Genomic DNA, 17,768 nt, shown 5'->3' with positions numbered 1-17,768 from the left:
GCCTTCATGTAAGGATGGCGTCGCTCTTTTCTGTGTTGCTGTAATGCGTGTTTCAACTATCGGTCAACATGAAAGGTGCTGATCTAAAAAACGGATTCAATGGTAAACTGTTACACCTATGAACCGATTCACTGATTCATGAGGTTTATTATATAAAAATTAACTTTTTGCCCAGAGGTAAGAAATGACCAAAGTGTCGCTTTGGTTATGGCTTCTCATTCGTTACAATTGATTCTTCGAGGCTTTCTGTTGCCTCTTACCCTCTGCGGATTTGAATATAACAGTAAAATCTAAGTGCTTCAATTACATAGGAAACCATTCTTTTGTCAGCAAGTGAAAATAATGGCGCTTCAGAGCGTCCACAGGTGCGTTTTGTTACTATTGACGAGAATAATCATGGTCAACGTATCGATAACTTCTTAGTAACTTTTCTGAAAGGGGTGCCTAAGGGGAAGATATATAATTTACTGCGCAAAGGTGAGATCCGTGTCAATAAGAAGCGCATCAAGCCTGATTTCAAACTTAGCAGTGAAGACATCATCCGCATTGCGCCAATTTTTGTGGCAGAACCTAGTGATAAACCTGTTGTTGCAGAAGGTCTTAAAAAAGAGATTGAAAGCCGTATCGTTTATGAGGATAAAGGGCTAATTGTTGTGAACAAGCCTTCCGGATTGGCGGTTCATGGCGGCAGTGGGCTGAGCTTTGGTCTGGTTGAAGTTATTCGTCAAATGCGACCACAGGAAAAGTTTATTGAGCTTGTTCATCGACTGGATCGTGATACGTCCGGCTTAATTATGATTGCGAAAAAGCGCAGCGTGTTAAAAACATTACATTCGGCCCTCCGAGAAAAGGAGGGGGTTCAAAAAACTTACCATGCGTTGGTTTTTGGTGCTTGGCCTAAACGAAAGCTGCAGGTAAACGCCCCCCTTCTTAAAAATGAGCTTAAATCGGGCGAGCGTGTCGTGAAAGTGCATACGGATGGCAAAGAATCGCTAACTCGCTTTAAGGTATTGCGTAACTTTGAAGGATATACCTTTATAGAGTGTGAGCCTGTGACAGGTCGTACACATCAGATTCGTGTTCATGCGCAATTTGCTGGGTATTCGATTGTGGGCGATGATAAGTACTCGCCAAATGAAGCTAATATACTGGCTAAATCGTTAGGTTTTAAACGATTGTGTTTGCATGCAGCCCGTCTTGATATTGATTATGAGGGCATTAAGTTAACGCTTGAGGCGCCTATTGAAGATGCTTGGAAGGATGCGATGGCGGGCTTGCCAACTAAGTATTAAAGTTGTGTTGCTTTTGAGTGTACAAGAAAGGGTTTAAAGGGGCATGTGCCCCTTTTTTATGGAATCATAATGGTGGCTTCGCCAGTTACCACTTTTTTGCCGTCGACAAAACAAATGGTTTCAATGATGGCGCGGCGGCGACGTTCATTGAGTTCTTTCACGGTAACCGTTGTTGTGACCGTGGCTCCAATAAATACTGGGGCACGAAATTTTAATGATTGCTCAAGGTAAATGCAGCCAGGCCCAGGTAGTTTTGTGCCAATAGCGGCTGAGATAAAGCCAGCTGTTAGCATGCCGTGTGCGATCGGTTTTTCAAAACTGGTTGTGGCAGCATAGTCTGCATCCAAATGGACTGGGTTCGTATCACCAGTAACTTGAGCAAATGCTTGAACGTCTTGTTCTGTTACTATTTTTTCAATGGTTTCGCTTAGGCCAACAGTTAGATCTTCAAATGAGTAGCTCACTTTTAAGTCCTTATTACTATAAATGTCGCTATGGTACACTTGAAAGAATCTTTACTTAAGCGTTCTACCTTATAAATTCGATTTTCTAAATAAAAAAATCGACATATACGGTGGGGCGGTGGTGGTTATACTGTGTATTTATATGGAGCGTTAAATGGCGTGGAATGAAGAAGACGATGTAAATAAAAAGCCGCAAGAGTCGATCGTTGGTCAGGCTCAAGGCAAGCAGTCAACTGAGACAAAACTGGTTGATGCTCTTAAAGAGGTCTTGGGCGCGCAGGTTGTTGAGCGTCGTAGGCAGCGCCGCTGGAAAATATTTTTCCGCTTTGTGTATCTATTTGTTTTTATTGGTGTTGTTGTCAGTATTTGGGTGACTTCTGATATGGAAGACGTAAATGCTGGAGATAGTGTGGCCGTCTTGCGTATGCAAGGCGCGATAGGCGCACAAAGTGAAGTGGACGCAAACGAGTATGTTCCATTACTTGATGAGATTTACGCCAACAGTTCAACTAAAGCTGTGCTTATTGAAATGAACAGTCCTGGTGGCAGTCCAGTGCATTCTGGCATCTTATATGATGCTATTATGCACTATCGAACCTTGTATCCAGCTATACCTGTTGTCGTTGCAGTTGAAGATTTGGCTGCGTCAGGCGGTTATTATATTGCTTCAGCAGCTGATGAAATTGTTGTCGATAAAGCCAGTCTGGTTGGCTCAATAGGTGTTGTTTCAGGGGGCTTTGAGGCCAGTGAGCTGATTGAGAAGCTTGGAGTGAAGCGTCGCTTGTTTACCGCTGGAGAGAATAAAGCCTTTATGGATCCGTTTTCTCCTATGAGTGATGCGGCAGTCCAAAGTTGGCAAAGTGTGTTAGATGAAACGCATAAACAGTTTATAAACGCTGTGAAAGAAGGGCGTGGTGATCGTCTTGCTGATGAGCCAAATTTATTTACTGGGATGGTGTTCACCGGTACTCAGGCGGTTGAGCTTGGCTTAGCCGATCGTTTTGGATACGCACAGCAATTATTGAATACGCAATTTTCAGACTTAACGCCAACCTATTACACACCTTATAAAGAACCATGGGAAAAAGTGGCTAAGCAATTAGGGGTTGAGTTTTCTACTGGCGTTACAAGCTGGCTTTACGGTCTGCGCTAAATTGAATCGTTAATTTAGTATGTTTTTAGAAGCAGGTTCATCCTAGATGTACCTGCTTTTTTTGTTCACGCTAATGGGTTTAATCCGACGGCTCGTAAACTGTTGCATGTTTCGATTAGAGGTAGGCCTTCAAGCGATGTGGGATCGTATCCTTCCATTTGTTTAAATAAGGCCACACCTAATGATTCGCATTTGAAACTACCTGCACAGTCTAATGGAGAGTCTATCTCTATGTAGCGCTGTATTTCACGTTCAGTCAGCTCTCGAAAAGTCACAGAGTAGGTTGAAAGGCTATAACGGTCGAGCTGATTGTGGGTGTTGACGACATAAAGTCCAGTGAGGAATTCGATCTTTTGTCCACTAAAACGCTTCAGTTGTTTGATGGCATTATCACGAGTATGGGGCTTGCCAATAATCTCGCCATTAAAAGTGGCGCATTGATCTGATGTGATAAGAATACAGTTGTTGTCTAAGGTATTTTTTAAAGCAAGCGCTTTTGCTTTGGTGATTCGCTCAATGTATTGTTCGGGTGTTTCGTTCTCTAATTGGCCTTCATCAATGTTAGGTGAGCGAGTGGTAAAGGTTAATCCTAATCGATTGAGTAGGTTTTGACGGTATTTGGATGACGAGCCAAGGATCAATTTTTGTGTCATAAAGGTCATCTAGTCTCTTGATTTGTCGAAAAAATAGGTAAATCACTTATTGAGGCGAAATAATACGTAAAAAATGTCATTTATGCCTCAGTATTCTTTGACAAGGGTGGGACTTGGCAATATTATTCCCGCCATGTTGAATGACACATTACCCAAATACTTTGACCCTCGTAAATACGCTTTTAATGAAGTGAGTATTGAAGGGCGTTTATCACTCAGTCAATTTCCGGAGTTGAGCGCTGAACTAGCGTCAAATGAAGGGGATGCGTTTATTCATCTAGACTTTAGAGTGGATGAAGATAGGCGCTACATAGCGACTGGTTCAATTAAAGCAACCGTTCAAGTTGAGTGTCAACGATGCTTGGAAGGTGCTCCAGTTGAGCTGGAGGTTAATCTTAGTTTGGCCTTTGTTTATGATGAAGACCATGCAAAGAATATACCTAGTGACTATGATCCCGTTGTCATGACCGATGGTGAGGTCGTTATCGCTGAAATGGTGGAGCAAGAGTTACTTCTTGCCTTGCCAATTGTTGCCTATCACCAAGAAAGTGGTTGCAACCCAGTAGCTCTAAAGTATGCATCGTCTACCGATGACGCACCGGATGACGAAATTAAACCGAATCCATTTAGTATATTGGCTGAATTAAAAGCTAAGAAAAATTAGGAGCTCCAAAAATGGCAGTACAAAAAAGTAAAGTGACTCGTTCACGTCGCGGCCAGCGCCGTTCACACGATGCACTATCTAACCCAACTCTATCTGTAGAACAGACAACTGGTGAACTACACCGTCGTCACCACGTTTCTGCAGACGGTTTTTACCGTGGTCGTCAAGTAATCACCCCTAAAGGTGAGTAATTAGATACCCAATGATTAGGGTAGCTATTGACGCTATGGGCGGGGACTTAGGTCCCCGCATTGCATTTCAAGCAACAGAAAATATTGTTGCCGCCTTTGCTGATGTCGAGGCGCATTTCTACTATGATCGTCGGGAATTTGCTTTTCCTGAAGATTCGCCTTCATCTCGAATTATTCCTGTCGCTTGCCATGATTCCGTATCTTGTATGGAAACTGTAGATCGTTCTTTATTTAAGCGAAAAGAGTCGACTATTTATCGCTCTTTAGTAGATATGTCAGAAGCGAAAACAGATGTGGTCGTAACATTTGGTAATACTGCGGCGATGGTCGCATTAGCACGTCACATTGTCGGATTGTTAATGCCAAAGTTATACCCAGCTTTAATTCGAGAAATGCGACCTAACCCATTACGTTGTTTAGTAGACTTAGGTGCAAATGTTCATTGTCCTGCAGAGATGTTGAATGGGTTTGCTTTGCTTGGTGCATCTTATGTCGAGGCGCGAAGTGACAGTGTGGCGAATGTTGCATTACTAAATGTCGGAGTAGAAACCAGTAAGGGTAGTTCGGTCATTAAAGAATGCTATAAGCGACTTAGTGAGCAGAGTTGGCCTAAGTTTTCAGGATTCGCTGAAGGTTTCGAACTGTTTTCAGGTGAAAAAAATGTCATCGTATGTGATGGCATGGTTGGTAATGCAGTACTTAAGGCCTCTGAAGGCTTGTTTGTATTTTTGCTATCGCAACTGCCAAAGCATTCAGTCGATACGTCAGCCATTGAACGTTTGATTCAAGCAGAAAGTCGCCATGGTGCCTGTCTTGTTGGTATCAAAGGTAATTTAGTTAAAGGTCATGGTCGTTCTGATTTGGGGGCCATGGTTGGTGCGATTGAGTATGGTATTGATATAGCTCGCACGAATTTATATAAAAAAATTGAAGCAAAGTTAACTCAACAGGGGGTGTTATGAATCCTTCATTAGCATTTGTGTTTCCTGGTCAAGGTTCACAGCAGCAAGGTATGCTGTCTGACTTGGCGGAGAAATACGACATTATAAAGGCTACTTTTGACGAAGCATCGGATGTGCTTGGTTACGACTTGTGGGATTTGGTTCAGAATGATGCTGAATCTTTGGGTCAAACAGATAAAACTCAGCCTGCTCTTTTGACGAGTAGTGTTGCATTGTGGCGACTTTGGCAGCAGCAAGGTGGTGAACAGCCTGCTTACGTTGCTGGCCACAGTTTAGGTGAGTACTCGGCGCTTGTCTGTGCTGGCGTTATCGCATTCAAAGATGCGGTGGAGCTCGTTAAATTGCGTGGTGAGTACATGCAACAAGCTGTACCTGCTGGAACAGGCGCAATGGCTGCAATCATTGGTTTGTCTGATGATCAGGTTGTCGCAGCGTGTGAGTCTGTTTCAGAGGGTGTGGTGAGTGCTGTCAATTTCAACTCGCCAGGTCAAGTAGTGATTGCAGGTGAAAAAGCCGCGGTTGAGATCGCGATGGCGAATGCTAAAGAAGCAGGCGCTAAGCGGGCGTTACCTCTTCCTGTGAGTGTCCCATCACATTGTCAGTTAATGGTGCCAGCTGGTGAGAAGCTTGCTGAGCGTCTAAATGCCATCGAATTTAAAGAGCCAGCCATCAAACTGGTTCAGAATGTGTCTGCCAAAGCAGTGTCAGATGCGGCACAGATCAAAGCAAATCTTGTATCGCAGCTTAGTGAACCCGTTTTATGGACACAATCTATTGCCTTGTTAAACGAGCTTGGTGTAGAAAAGACTATTGAATGCGGACCGGGAAAAGTTTTGACGGGTCTAAACAAACGAATTGTTAAAGGTTTAGATGCATTAGCAATTGGAGACGTGGCAAGCTTTGATGCTGCGACAGGAAATTAAAAAAACTGGAGATATTTTGATGAGCAAAATTGCGCTAGTAACTGGTGCGACGCGAGGTATTGGTAAAGCCATCGCTCAAGCGCTAGTCGCTAATGGTGTCACTGTAGTAGGTACCGCAACAAGTGAAGCGGGTGCTAACAGCATTAGTGAATACTTAGGCGATAATGGTAAGGGTCTCGTGTTGGATGTTTCCAGCGATGAATCAGTTGAGACTGTTATCAAGCAAATCAATGAAGAATTTGGTGCGCCGACGGTTTTGGTTAATAACGCAGGCATAACACGTGATAACCTTATGATGCGTATGAAGATGGATGAGTGGGATCAAGTGATCAACACGAACCTAACGTCTGTATTCCGCGTAACTAAGGCCTGCCTTCGCGGCATGACGAAAGCAAAATTTGGTCGCATCGTGACAATTAGTTCTGTTGTTGGCTCAATGGGTAATGCTGGACAAGCAAACTATTCTGCAGCAAAAGCGGGGCTTGAAGGCTTTAGTCGCTCTTTAGCGGCAGAGATCGGCTCCCGTGGTATTACTGTAAACTGTGTTGCGCCAGGCTTTATTGCCACAGATATGACAAAGGATTTGCCTGAAGATCATAAGGCAACTTTGGTCTCCAAAGTGCCAGCGGCACGACTAGGCGAGCCAGAAGAAATTGCAGCAGCTGTCGCTTTTTTAGCGTCTGATTCTGCGGGTTACATTACCGGTGAAACCCTACATGTCAATGGCGGCATGTACATGGCGTAATTTGAGTTGAATTTTGTAATGAATTCAACGAAAATACGTCTCCGGTTCATGATGAGAATCACGCCCAGTATGGGTGTCAAAAATTTATAAATATGCTCAAAGTGAGCTATTGACCAGTAGAGTAGGAACTTCTAATGAGTAGCATTGAAGAACGCGTAAAAAAAATCGTTTGCGAACAACTAGGTGTTAAAGAGGAAGAAGTGGTTGCATCTGCATCTTTCGTAGACGACTTGGGTGCTGATTCCCTAGACACAGTTGAGCTTGTTATGGCTCTAGAAGAGGAATTCGATACTGAGATTCCTGACGAAGAAGCTGAAAAAATCACCACTGTACAAGCAGCAATTGACTACATCAACGCTAACTTGTAATTCTCTGGTGTACTGAGTTTCCGAAAAGCCGCTTGTATTGTATGTACAGCGGCTTTTCTTATTCTTACCCCTGTATTAAAGGGAGTTTTTCGGAGGAATCATATGTCTCGTCGTCGGGTCGTAATCACCGGTATGGGAATGGTGAGTCCCCTTGGCAATAACGTAAAAGATACTTGGGACAATATTATTGAAGGCAAAAGCGGTGTATCAGATATTGAACACTTTGATGCCTCTCAGTTCTCAACGCGTTTTGCTGCTCAAGTAAAAGACTTCGATGCATCGCAATATATGAGCGTTAAAGAAGCTCGTAAAATGGACGTTTTTATTCAATATGGCATTGCTGCCTCCGTCCAAGCGATAGAAGATGCTGGTTTATCTCCTGATTGCGTTGATTACAAACGCATTGGGTGTGCTATTGGTTCAGGCATTGGTGGCCTGCCAATGATCGAAAAAAATGTAGAATTATTGAATGCATCGGGTCCTAAGCGTATTTCACCATTTTTTGTTCCTGGTGCGATTATCAACATGATCTCTGGTCATGTGGCGATTAGGTTTGGCTTTAAAGGGCCGAACATCTCCATTGTAACTGCCTGCACTACCGGTACTCATAATATTGGTATGGCGGGTCGCATGATTACTTATGGCGATGCGGATGTCATGATTGCAGGTGGTGCCGAAATGGCAATAACGCCACTTGGTATCGGTGGGTTTGGCGCAGCACGTGCATTATCAACACGAAATGATGATCCAAAAACCGCTAGCCGTCCTTGGGACAAAGATCGTGATGGCTTTGTAATGGGTGATGGGGCAGGTATTCTTGTATTAGAAGAATATGAGCATGCCGTTGCTCGTGGTGCTAAGATATACGCTGAGCTTGCTGGCTTTGGTATGAGTGATGACGCATTCCATATGACGGCTCCTCCTGAACAAGGAGAAGGGGCGTTGTCTGCAATGGTCGCTGCTCTTAATGATGCAGGTGCGCAAGCACATGAAATTGATTACATCAATGCTCACGGAACATCGACGCCGATCGGTGATTTGGCCGAAACGGAAGCGGTAAAATCGCTTATGGGGGCAGATGCTTCCGATGTGGCGATTAGTTCCACAAAGTCAATGACAGGGCATTTGTTGGGTGCAGCGGGTGCAGTAGAGTCAATTTTTTCTGTGCTGGCAATCCGTGATCAGTTGGCGCCGCCAACGATTAACTTGTCAGAGCCTAGTGAGGGTTGTGACTTGAACTATGTTTCAATGACGGCTCAAAAGCGAAAAGTAGACCTTGTACTTAACAACTCTTTTGGGTTTGGTGGTACAAATGGAACCTTAGTGTTTCGAAAAGTATAAAAAAAGCGGCATTAGCCGCTTTTTTTATAAACTTAACCGTTTATTGCAAGGTTGCCCCTTGAGGCGCAGGCTGGTTAGCCTCTATCATTTCAGCTATATCCACGCTGTTTCCTGCTTGCTCTGCCTCGTAGAGTTGTTCGTCAATATCTTGGTACAAGGCAAGTTCTTCATCTCCAAGAAAGTGTAAGCATTCACCGCCAATAAAATAGAGCAGTTCTCTATGCATTAGTGGTACTAAATTAGGGTAGCAACGTATGAAGCGGCTGATCAAATCTTGCGCTTCAAATAAAAAGTTTGCGTTTTTCTGTTCTCCTTCGCGGATAAGAGTGTCCCACTTATGCATGAAGTCCAGCTCTTCCTCGGCCAATTCAGAGCGGTCGAAGGGATCATGCTCTTGGATACGTTGATGTAGAGTTTGAAGGCGGCTAATAATAAATTGAATTCTAGAACTCACGTATGCGAAACCTGTTTTGGTGGGTTTGAAGGTGTATTAATTTAAGAAGGTTATTATGGCATATGCTATTGAAATAAAGGACCTCAAAAAGCGTTACGGTAACGGGTTTGAGGCGCTGAAAGGGGTTGATCTGACCGTAGAGCAAGGCGATTTCTTTGCATTGTTAGGCCCAAATGGCGCCGGTAAGTCGACAACGATCGGTATATTGTGCTCTTTGGTTAATAAATCATCGGGACAAGTCAGTATTTTTGGTGTTGATGTCGATAAAGACTTTGCTGGAGCAAAGCGCTATTTAGGTGTTGTCCCGCAAGAGTTTAATTTCAATGTTTTTGAAACTGTTTTCAACGTTGTTGTTACCCAAGCAGGCTTTTACGGTATTCCTGTAGAGCTTGCCAAAGAGCGAGCGGAAAAATATCTGAAAAAGCTCGATTTATGGGATAAAAAAGACACGCAGTCGCGCATGTTGTCGGGTGGTATGAAGCGACGTCTAATGATTGCTCGAGCGTTGATCCATGAACCAAAGATATTAATTTTAGATGAGCCAACAGCGGGCGTGGATATTGAGTTGCGCCGTTCCATGTGGGAGTTCATCAAAGAATTAAACGAACAGGGTACGACTATTATTCTAACGACTCACTACTTGGAAGAAGCTGAGCAGTTATGTCGCAATATTGCCATTATTAACAGTGGTGAGATTGTTGAAAATACCAGCGTTAAGGCGTTATTAAAAACGATTAGTAGCGAAACTTTTATTCTAGATTTAGCTGAAAGCATTGATTCAGTTGAGCTACCTAATTATGACATTAGGCTGGTAGGAGATGGCTCAACTATCGAAGTCGCGGTGGATAAGGGGCAAAACTTAAATGATGTGTTTGAATACCTTAGCGCTAAACAGATAAACGTTTTAAGCATGCGCAATAAGTCAAATCGACTCGAAGAACTATTTGTCAAACTGATCAAAGGAAGTAACTAGCATGTCTTCAGGTGAGATCTGGATTGCATTTTACACAATCTTGCGTCGAGAAATTCGTCGCTTTATGCGAATTTGGCCACAAACGCTTCTGCCTCCAGCGATTACCATGACGCTCTATTTTGCTATCTTTGGTAACTTAATTGGTAGCAGAATTGGTGAGATGGGTGGTTTTAGTTATATGCAGTTTATTGTTCCTGGCTTAATTATGATGTCGGTGATTACAAACTCATACTCTAATGTTGCCTCGTCTTTTTTCTCCGCAAAATTTCAACATAGTGTTCAAGAGCTACTGGTCTCTCCGACGCCTAATTGGGTCATTTTATTAGGGTATGTTTTGGGGGGCGTAGCGCGCGGGTTATTCGTCGGGGCTGTTGTAACCGTACTGTCGTTGTTTTTTACTCACATGCAGTTACATAATTTATTGCTAACCATACTGATCGTATTCTTAACGTCGGTTATGTTTGCTTTAGGCGGGTTTGTAAACGCATTATTTGCTCGTAATTTTGATGATGTCTCAATTGTGCCTACTTTTATTTTAACGCCGCTTACGTATTTGGGTGGTGTGTTTTACTCAATCAGCCTGTTGCCTGATTTTTGGCAGGGGGTTTCGATGCTTAACCCAGTGCTATACATGGTTAATGCTTTCCGCTATGGCATTTTGGGTGTATCAGATATTGACGTGACGTGGGCGTTGGTTATCATCGCTGCCTTTATTATCGGCCTATTTTATATTGGACTCTCTCTGCTGAATCGCGGCAGAGGCATTAGAAATTGAGGTGTTGTACATGGGTTTTTTGCCCCTAGGACAGAAAACGGATTATGTTTCTGAATACGATCCAGGATTATTGTTTCCAATTGCTCGCGTAGATAAATGGCAAGACATGGGGATCGAATCCGAGCGTTTACCCTTCCATGGAGAGGATATTTGGAACGCATATGAGTTATCTTGGCTAAATAAAAAGGGGAAGCCAATTGTGGCGATGGCGGAATTTCGTTTGCCTTGTACATCGCCAAATATTATTGAATCTAAGTCTTTCAAGTTATACCTGAACTCGTTGAATCAAATGCGTTATGACGATGCCTTTGAGGTTCAGCAGATACTCGAAGATGATTTGTCTAAAGTGGCGGGTGCACCCGTAGGCGTGATTATCCGAGACGTTGATGCTATGGAGTCTTTGGTAGTGTTAACACCTGATTACTGCATTGATGATCTTGATGTTGAGGTGACAGAATACCACCCCAATGCCTCGTTACTGGTCAATAAGTTGGGTGGCGAGCAAGTTGAAGAACGTTTAGTAAGTCACTTGCTTAAATCTAACTGTCCTGTAACGAATCAGCCTGATTGGGGTTCTGTTTTCATTGATTATCGTGGCAAACAAATTGATCATGCAGCGTTGCTTAAGTATGTTGCCTCATTTCGTGAGCACACGGATTTTCACGAGCAATGCGTTGAGCGAATCTTCATTGATATCATGACTCAATGTAAGCCTGATAGCCTTGTGGTATACGCGCGTTACGTACGCCGAGGAGGTTTGGATATCAATCCATACCGTTCAACTGAATCGATAGTGCTCGGAAACGACAGATTATCTCGTCAGTGATATGAATGGCATGTTGCGCTGTAAAAAATCAGCGCAATGTGCCTAAATATTTCTTCTCTAGGTCGGAGTAGGCTAACTGCAAGCGATCCATCTCTAAGCTCTTCTTGTTGTACTCCTTTCGTAAAGTTTTTTCATTTGAACTTGAGATTTCATTCATTAGGTTGTCTTTCATTTGTTGAATTTGACTAATTAGATCTCGATTCTCTTCCCTTAGAGCACCGAGTTCCGCTAGTTGATTCGGTATGTTGTTTGATCCTAGATGGCTTTGTGCTTCCTGCACGCGTTGTTCAACGTCTATTCTTAATGAAGCATTTTCCGCCTCCGCACGCTCAAGTTCTTGAGCGAGGAGTTGAACGCAGGTCTCTGACTCTTTGAGTACTTGCTCAAGTTTACGTGCTTCTAGTTCTTGAGCTTCAAAGGTATTAGTGTCGTTATCCTCTTTGAATAACACAAAGTCATCGAGTAGAGATTCTAGGGCATCACGTTTGTTTGAGTTAATGCTTTGAAACTCTGTGTAGGCAGAGCCTTCTATCTCACTTAATTTTCTATCAATTTCTTGCAGTAATCGGTCTTTCTCAGAAATATTTTCTTTAAGAGTCGTAATAGATAAGTTAGCACTGTCTAGTTCGGATTGAAGTTGACCGATCAAGGAGTTTGACTCTGATGAAATACGCTCCATTCTTTCGAGCGCCATTTTCTGTACTTGTTCTTTTTTATCTTCTTGATCGTCAGAGGTATCATTTAGTTGCGCCTGCAGATTTTCAATGATGGCTTGCTGTCGCTTGGATAAGCGCTCTAGTTTGTGTAGATGCTTTGTAGACTGATGCTGAGGGGCGTCACTTTGGATGTTATCTGTATTCCCTGTGTAATATTGATCATCGTAGTCGAAGTGTTGTTCGAGCTTTGAGACTTGATCATGTTGTTTCTTTAGCTCTAGTTGCAAACGCTGCAGTTCAGTATGCTTCACGCCCAGTTTTTTTAACTTTTGTTCAGATCTCTCGATACTTTTATGAAGCTCTTGATGCAGCTCTTTTTGGTTAGCGAGTAGAATTTCCTTTGAGATTAAAAGCTCGCTTGCTTGATTAAATTCTTCATCAATGTCTTTTAAGGATTGAGTTAACGAATTTTTGTTTATCTTTTTGTGTTTGATTTGTTCAAGGTTACTGATGATGCTGGCCATGAAGCGAATCAGTATCGGCTTAGGTTCGTTGCTTTGGTCATTTAATAAAATAGCGCGTTCAGCCTTGAGGAGTGTTCCCCAGACTTTAAAGCGTGTTACCGTGTCAAGATCATCGGACGAACGTAAATCTTTAAGAGTGTCGGCGGCGATATTGGCCTGTCGCTCGAGCTCTTGAGCAAAGGCCTTAAAAGGAAGCTCTTGCTCAAGGTTTTGTGCCTTACTTTCATTATGATTTTGAGACGAGCTGCTGGCATCGAGCTCTGGGGATTCGTTGTCCCGCTCTTGGTCTAGTTTTTTACGTAATGCGATCGATCGCCAGATGAACCATAGCGATGCAACTGTCATAATGGTGGCTGCTTCTAATAGAAGCCAGAGAATCCATTTTTCCATAATGCCTGCCTCATAAATGAGAGTCGTTTAGATTTACATATCAAAACACATTCGTTATGTTTAGGTATATTTATGATCTTAACGGAAATTTTATAGTTATGAGTAAAGATTTTTTGCATTTCATGCGTGATCGTGTATCCAACAATCAGCTTACTGAGCCTGCACCTAGTCATGACGAGTGGTGGGATATTTTGGATGCTGCCAGTCGTGCTGCCGACCACGGAAATTTGAAACCTTGGCGTTTCAAAATATATGAAGGCGACGCTCGTCGTAAAGTAGGGGAAGTGTACTGGCGCCATGCTAAGTCTGAGGTAGAGCAATTATCAGACGACAAGGCGGATGTGTTTATCAAAAAGGCCTTCCGTGCTCCCGCTATTTTGCTTGTCTATGCGGATATTGTTGATCATCCAAAGGTTCCTGAGTTTGAGCAACTAATGGCCGTAGCGGCTTCATCTCAGCAAGTGTTGTTAGGGGTTGAGGCTTTGGGTTACGCAGGTATATGGCGAACGGGTCCGGCTGTTTTTACCGATGATGCAAAAGAACAACTTGGTTTGGAAGCAAATCAACAAGTAGTAGGCCTGATTTATGTGGGCACACCGAGTGTCCAAGCGAAGCGTGTTGAAGATACAGGCGTCTCTGAAAGAATTGTCTTTGTAAGTGAATAAAAGCTTGCAATTCAATAACTTCAAACTTATCATACGCGCCATAAATCACAACAAGTGAATTGAAAAGTTTAGGTGAGCTGTCCGAGTGGCCGAAGGAGCACGCCTGGAAAGCGTGTATGTCGAAAGGCATCAAGAGTTCGAATCTCTTGCTCACCGCCATCATCTCAGAAAAGACGTCCAAGGACGTCTTTTTTTGTGCCTAAAATTCCATAAAATCAATGAATTATGTTCAATAGCGTCCATATTGAACGATTACGTCCAAGAAAAAAGTGTAGTGCAAAAAGTATGGCTAATCTTTCATCTAATTAGAGTCATACACTTTTCGATTAAACGTAATATGCCTATCTCAAATCTTAAAATCAGTCTTTTCAACATTAATAGCTTTTAAGTTATTGTAATTAAAAAGAAAAGTTGGTTTTGTGTATAACAGCATTTTTCGTGATTTTCCTCGTTAAATCAGTCATACACTAAGGAACATGCGATTAAGTCGGTAACATGAGATAATTTCGTCGACTTAAGACAGCTACGACGCCTACCGATCCTGAACCAGCTTTCCTTCGCCGACACCGAATTTACCAGCAAACGCCGCAAAACTCGCAAAGAACTCTTCCTTGCTCGAATGGATGAATTGATTCCTTGGTAGCAGCTTGAAGCCCAAATTGAGCCCTTCTATCCAAAAGCAGGCAACGGACGTCGCCCTTATCCTTTGTCTACCATGCTACGCATTCACTTTATGCAGAACGGGTACAACATGCCATGGAGGACGCTCTTTATGAGATGACCTCTATGCGGCTGTTTGCTGGATTATCCTTAGAAGGTACGATACCGGATCACACCACTATTATGAATTTCAGGTACTTACTGGAGAAGCATAAGCTTGCACGAAAGCTATTTAAAGAAGTCCACAAATGGCTATCAGACTCAGGTATTTACTTCAAAGAAGGCACCATCGTTGACGCGACTATTATTGAGGCGGCTAGTTCAACCAAAAATAAAGCCAAATCACGTGATCCAGAAATGCATCAAACCAAGAAAGGAAATCAATGGTTCTTTGGGTTGAAGGCTCATATTGGAGTCGATGCTAAACGTGTGGCTTGGTGCACAGTTTCACCACCACTTCTGCCAATGAACATGACCTAAACCAAATCACTGAGCTCACGCATGGCGATGAGACGTTTGTCTCTGCCGACTCAGGCTACCGTGGCGTGGAAAAACGTGAGGAAACCAAAGATAAGAAGTTGGACTGGTTGATTGCGGAGATGCCAAGCAAGGTTCGAGAATGGAAGAAGCATCCCCGCATTAATAAAAAGCCTATCAATACTGAGTGTATAAAAGCCAGTATTAGAGCAAAAGTAGAGCACCCGTTTCGAATACTCAAGTGTCAGTTTGGTTTCCGTAAAGCGGTCTATAAAGGGTTATCAAAAAATGATAATAAGCTCGCGGTGTTGTTTGCACTGGGAAACATACTGCGAGTGGATCAGATGATAAGATCTGCACGGGGTTAATCCGTCTTGATAACGGTAGTTGGAGCTTTAAAGACACCAACTAGGGAACAAGACACGCTAAAAACTGAGATTTTGAGCAAATTCAAAGGCAAATCAAGTCAGCAAGCGACTTAGTACTAATTAGCTAACTTATTCGCATATTCCCTAGATAACAAGCATTGCACCATAATAGGGCTATTTATATTTATAGTATTCAGTTAATTATGCTGAATTCTGCGTTCAACTTGAACGCAAAAACTTGAGTCTCTAATGCAAATCCATTTGATCCTCTTACAATAATCTAGCGTACCATATTAGCATGTTTATAAACTCGTTAGTTCGGTGATGAAGAAGATGATGAAGACGTTGAAAACACAACATCGCGTCGCTCGGCGGTGCTTATCTACAGGCCCCGTTTCGGCGGCTTATGAACTCAAGTTGGACGCGGGGGAGGTGCGACGAGATGACGCGCAAGTCGTTCTGGCGGCAAAATTCGATGCCCTGCATGAGTCGCTTGCATGGCTCCCACCAGTACGCGTGTGCACCGACGATCCGACAGAGAGCAGTTGTACAAGCAGCGGTTCAGTGTTACTGGCGCGGCCCCTGGCATTCACCCAGTCCTTTCTTCGAAAGAAGTTTCATTTGTGGTTTTTTGGTCCACCACCTCGAGGCATGTACATTCATGGAACAACCGGGGTCGGCAAGAGCTTTCTAATGGATCTCTTTTACGCGTCGGTTACTGATGATTCTTGCTATAATAATGACAGCTACAAACACACAAAAATTACCAAACGCCGCGTCCACTTTCATGAATTCATGCTAGACGTCCATCATCGAATCTTTGACTACAAACAGCAGCACCCACGAGGTGATGCGATTCCCATTATTGCGCAACAATTGGCACAAGAAGCTCAACTCCTCTGTTTAGATGAATTTCAAGTGACAGACATTGCCGATGCCATGATTTTGAAGCGACTATTTTCACTATTACTTGATTGCAATGTCGTGGTGGTGGCGACCTCGAATAGATCACCCGATGCTTTGTATGAGGGAGGCATTAACCGATCCCTTTTTTTGCCATTCATCGATATGTTAAAACACACGTCCGACATTATTTCCATGGAGAATTCCCGCAAGGATTATCGACTCGAAAATCGAGCGTATGGTCAATCCTATTTTTGGTCAAACAAGGATTTTCATGGCGATAATAATATTAATAACAACATGCAGGCGCAGTTGGAAGAAATATTTGGTGGCACTGCATCCGGAACTGAAGCCGAGATCATACCTGTCCTCTTTGGTCGCACCGTCCAGGTCGCTCGATTGAATGACCGGTGCGCCTGGTTTGACTTTTCCGAGTTGTGCTACCAACCGCTCGGGGCGGCCGATTATAATTCCCTCTGCGACCGATTTCCGGTCCTCATCATTGACCGCGTCCCCCAACTGGACGCCAAACACCTCAACGAAGCGCGACGATTCGTGACACTCATTGACGCGTGTTATGAATCTCGCACCCGCTTGGTGCTGGCGGCACAAGTCCCACTCGACGAATTGTTTGTCGATTTTGAAGCGCAAGTCGAAAGCAGTGATGGAGAAGAAGAATTGTTTGTCAATGAGAAGGGGGGAAACTCGAGCTCTTTTGCGACGACCATGATTCGCACCAAAGAGGGGAAATATGTCGAGTGGTCAGCGACGGGTCGAGTTGGTGTGTCACTAGCACAATTTTCGGCTGCAAGTGATCTCGCCTTTTCCTTTCGACGAGCCGCATCTCGGTTGGAAGAAATGGGTGGAAAGGAATGGGGGCGGCAATGACGAAGGGTCTTTACCTTGCAAAAAACTAAAATGAGTGACATCTCATGTTTTTTCACTCAAATGAAAGAATTTTGGTGCGATGTGAGCTCATAATCGCAGCTTCCCTATCCAAAGTGGATTTGCTATTTTTCGTTTAAAGGGCATTCAGATACCAATTTTCCATCAGCAGTCTTCTTTCTTGATCTAGTCAAAAGAGAGCACGAGCTTAACCAAGCAAAAAACAGCTTCTAGAGAGGAGATGAGTTGTTCATAAATGGGTTGGCTGTGAATTTTGCAAGATGTTCCCTTATTACCAACTTATCACTCCTTAATTGAGAGTGAGGTGTGCTTCGGAGTTGAAGTCGCAGCTATACTGCTCCGTATGATTTTGTGGCTGAAAAAATTATTTTTCTGATTACAAATTTGTAACGTCTTTTTATATTGAATTTCTTTAATATAGGTAAGTACACTTGA

At 43.2% G+C, this 17,768-nt stretch carries 18 protein-coding genes, 1 tRNA gene and 1 pseudogene; 16 read left to right on the top strand and 4 right to left on the bottom strand.

Annotated elements, in window-relative coordinates:
* Nucleotides 1-323: 323 nt before the first annotated feature.
* Nucleotides 324-1,292, top strand: coding sequence for a 23S rRNA pseudouridine(955/2504/2580) synthase RluC (gene rluC, locus ACPUEK_RS12970; RefSeq protein WP_067219529.1), 969 nt, complete (start codon nucleotides 324-326; stop codon nucleotides 1,290-1,292).
* A 56-nt stretch (nucleotides 1,293-1,348) separates the two neighbouring features.
* Here rluC and ACPUEK_RS12965 read toward each other — a convergent pair whose 3' ends face one another.
* Nucleotides 1,349-1,756 carry a MaoC family dehydratase gene (locus tag ACPUEK_RS12965; RefSeq protein ID WP_417503340.1) on the bottom strand — a complete coding sequence of 136 codons (408 nt, stop codon included), beginning with the start codon at nucleotides 1,754-1,756 and terminating at the stop codon, nucleotides 1,349-1,351.
* A 154-nt stretch (nucleotides 1,757-1,910) separates the two neighbouring features.
* On the opposite strand from ACPUEK_RS12965, the gene ACPUEK_RS12960 reads away from it, so the two are divergent.
* On the top strand, nucleotides 1,911-2,909 hold the full coding sequence (locus ACPUEK_RS12960) for a S49 family peptidase (RefSeq protein ID WP_425641004.1): 999 nt from the start codon (nucleotides 1,911-1,913) through the stop codon (nucleotides 2,907-2,909).
* A gap of 65 nt (nucleotides 2,910-2,974) precedes the next feature.
* Here the strand turns inward: ACPUEK_RS12960 and ACPUEK_RS12955 are convergent, their stop codons facing one another.
* On the bottom strand, nucleotides 2,975-3,571 hold the full coding sequence (locus ACPUEK_RS12955; protein ID WP_425641003.1) for a Maf family protein: 597 nt from the start codon (nucleotides 3,569-3,571) through the stop codon (nucleotides 2,975-2,977).
* Between the two features lie 73 nt (nucleotides 3,572-3,644).
* Here ACPUEK_RS12955 and ACPUEK_RS12950 point away from each other — a divergent pair, with 73 nt between their 5' ends.
* From ACPUEK_RS12950 to fabF, 7 genes are all read left to right on the top strand, one after another.
* Nucleotides 3,645-4,226: a YceD family protein gene (locus tag ACPUEK_RS12950; RefSeq protein WP_231872594.1), complete on the top strand. Its 582-nt coding sequence runs from the start codon at nucleotides 3,645-3,647 to the stop codon at nucleotides 4,224-4,226.
* An 11-nt stretch (nucleotides 4,227-4,237) separates the two neighbouring features.
* Complete coding sequence (rpmF, locus tag ACPUEK_RS12945; protein ID WP_067037795.1) at nucleotides 4,238-4,417, top strand: 50S ribosomal protein L32; 180 nt, start codon at nucleotides 4,238-4,240, stop codon at nucleotides 4,415-4,417.
* 11 nt (nucleotides 4,418-4,428) lie between these two features.
* Nucleotides 4,429-5,379 carry a fatty acid synthesis protein gene (locus tag ACPUEK_RS12940; protein ID WP_067219540.1) on the top strand — a complete coding sequence of 317 codons (951 nt, stop codon included), beginning with the start codon at nucleotides 4,429-4,431 and terminating at the stop codon, nucleotides 5,377-5,379.
* A complete protein-coding gene (gene fabD, locus ACPUEK_RS12935) occupies nucleotides 5,376-6,302 on the top strand; it encodes an ACP S-malonyltransferase (protein WP_425641002.1) in 927 nt (308 codons plus the stop codon). Before ACPUEK_RS12940 ends, fabD begins: the two co-directional genes overlap by 4 nt.
* Nucleotides 6,303-6,321: 19 nt before the next feature.
* Nucleotides 6,322-7,047 carry a 3-oxoacyl-ACP reductase FabG gene (gene fabG, locus ACPUEK_RS12930; protein ID WP_067037801.1) on the top strand — a complete coding sequence of 242 codons (726 nt, stop codon included), beginning with the start codon at nucleotides 6,322-6,324 and terminating at the stop codon, nucleotides 7,045-7,047.
* A 134-nt stretch (nucleotides 7,048-7,181) separates the two neighbouring features.
* Complete coding sequence (acpP, locus tag ACPUEK_RS12925; RefSeq protein ID WP_067037804.1) at nucleotides 7,182-7,415, top strand: acyl carrier protein; 234 nt, start codon at nucleotides 7,182-7,184, stop codon at nucleotides 7,413-7,415.
* 102 nt (nucleotides 7,416-7,517) lie between these two features.
* Nucleotides 7,518-8,756 (top strand): beta-ketoacyl-ACP synthase II, encoded by a 1,239-nt coding sequence (gene fabF / locus ACPUEK_RS12920; protein ID WP_067219544.1) that lies wholly within the window; start codon nucleotides 7,518-7,520, stop codon nucleotides 8,754-8,756.
* Between the two features lie 40 nt (nucleotides 8,757-8,796).
* On the opposite strand, the gene ACPUEK_RS12915 is transcribed toward fabF, so the two are convergent.
* Nucleotides 8,797-9,210 carry a PA2817 family protein gene (locus tag ACPUEK_RS12915; RefSeq protein WP_425641001.1) on the bottom strand — a complete coding sequence of 138 codons (414 nt, stop codon included), beginning with the start codon at nucleotides 9,208-9,210 and terminating at the stop codon, nucleotides 8,797-8,799.
* 55 nt (nucleotides 9,211-9,265) lie between these two features.
* Here ACPUEK_RS12915 and ACPUEK_RS12910 point away from each other — a divergent pair, with 55 nt between their 5' ends.
* The 3 genes from ACPUEK_RS12910 to queF are packed head-to-tail and all read left to right on the top strand — an operon-like array spanning nucleotide 9,266 to nucleotide 11,784.
* Complete coding sequence (locus ACPUEK_RS12910; protein WP_067037810.1) at nucleotides 9,266-10,183, top strand: ABC transporter ATP-binding protein; 918 nt, start codon at nucleotides 9,266-9,268, stop codon at nucleotides 10,181-10,183.
* Between the two features lies 1 nt (nucleotide 10,184).
* On the top strand, nucleotides 10,185-10,958 hold the full coding sequence (locus ACPUEK_RS12905; RefSeq protein ID WP_067037812.1) for an ABC transporter permease: 774 nt from the start codon (nucleotides 10,185-10,187) through the stop codon (nucleotides 10,956-10,958).
* Between the two features lie 10 nt (nucleotides 10,959-10,968).
* Nucleotides 10,969-11,784, top strand: coding sequence for an NADPH-dependent 7-cyano-7-deazaguanine reductase QueF (gene queF / locus ACPUEK_RS12900; protein ID WP_425641000.1), 816 nt, complete (start codon nucleotides 10,969-10,971; stop codon nucleotides 11,782-11,784).
* Between the two features lie 28 nt (nucleotides 11,785-11,812).
* On the opposite strand, the gene ACPUEK_RS12895 is transcribed toward queF, so the two are convergent.
* Complete coding sequence (locus ACPUEK_RS12895; RefSeq protein WP_425640999.1) at nucleotides 11,813-13,354, bottom strand: hypothetical protein; 1,542 nt, start codon at nucleotides 13,352-13,354, stop codon at nucleotides 11,813-11,815.
* A gap of 98 nt (nucleotides 13,355-13,452) precedes the next feature.
* On the opposite strand from ACPUEK_RS12895, the gene ACPUEK_RS12890 reads away from it, so the two are divergent.
* The 4 genes and pseudogenes from ACPUEK_RS12890 (at nucleotide 13,453) to zapE (ending at nucleotide 17,315) form a co-directional block, all read left to right on the top strand.
* On the top strand, nucleotides 13,453-14,019 hold the full coding sequence (locus tag ACPUEK_RS12890; RefSeq protein ID WP_067037818.1) for a nitroreductase family protein: 567 nt from the start codon (nucleotides 13,453-13,455) through the stop codon (nucleotides 14,017-14,019).
* Nucleotides 14,020-14,090: 71 nt separating this feature from the next.
* Nucleotides 14,091-14,178, top strand: a tRNA-Ser gene (locus ACPUEK_RS12885).
* Between the two features lie 382 nt (nucleotides 14,179-14,560).
* A pseudogene (locus tag ACPUEK_RS12880) lies at nucleotides 14,561-15,524 on the top strand (IS5 family transposase).
* 333 nt (nucleotides 15,525-15,857) lie between these two features.
* Nucleotides 15,858-17,315 carry a cell division protein ZapE gene (zapE, locus tag ACPUEK_RS12875; protein WP_425640998.1) on the top strand — a complete coding sequence of 486 codons (1,458 nt, stop codon included), beginning with the start codon at nucleotides 15,858-15,860 and terminating at the stop codon, nucleotides 17,313-17,315.
* Nucleotides 17,316-17,768 lie beyond the last annotated feature (453 nt).

Origin of the sequence: Marinomonas gallaica, assembly GCF_049821165.1 — a bacterium.
Taxonomy (GTDB): domain Bacteria; phylum Pseudomonadota; class Gammaproteobacteria; order Pseudomonadales; family Marinomonadaceae; genus Marinomonas; species Marinomonas gallaica.
Note: the sequence above shows the minus strand (reverse complement) of the source record. Positions and strands in the feature narration are given on the sequence as shown.